This window comes from Nocardiopsis codii, from assembly GCF_036327455.1.
GTDB lineage: Bacteria > Actinomycetota > Actinomycetes > Streptosporangiales > Streptosporangiaceae > Nocardiopsis > Nocardiopsis codii.
Window position 1 is genome coordinate 1 of record NZ_JAUZMY010000097.1, and the last position, 509, is coordinate 509.

Consider the following 509-nt stretch of genomic DNA (forward strand, 5'->3'; position numbering starts at 1 on the left):
GGTGAGGCCGATCACGATTTCGTTCTGCGGCGAGACGACCTTGAACAGCGTGACCTTGTTGATGGCGAAGGCGGGATGGGACGCGACAGCGTCGACGAGAAGGCCTGCAAGGCCGAGGGCCAGCACGGTCTGGCGCGATCTGGTGGACATGGGCATTCCTTGAATACAGAAGTTCTTTGGACGCGTTTCTTGTTGGCGTTTTTACCGTTCGCAACGCGAACGGACCGCAGAGATAGGAGCCGCGCGGCCTGAGACAAGCCGCGCGGATCTATTTTTTCTCTGAGGAAGGGGAGCGTTGACGCGAGGTTTATTTGGGCTCGAGCTTCAATGCCGCGGAGTTGATGCAGTAGCGCAATCCCGTCGGTCCCGGTCCGTCGGGGAAGACGTGGCCGAGATGGCCGTCGCACTTCGCGCACAGCACTTCGGTGCGGACCATGCCGTGCGAGACATCGCGCTCTTCCGCGATGCTGCTGTCGGCGGCGGGCGAGGCGAACGCCGGCCAGCCGCAG

Annotated in this window: 1 protein-coding gene; it reads right to left on the bottom strand. The window is 62.5% G+C overall.

All coding sequences use genetic code 11. From position 1 onward, the window contains the following. Positions 1 to 307: 307 nt before the first annotated feature. On the bottom strand, positions 308 to 509 hold a 202-nt coding region (locus tag Q8791_RS31795), incomplete at its 5' end, for a peptide-methionine (R)-S-oxide reductase (RefSeq protein ID WP_330095560.1).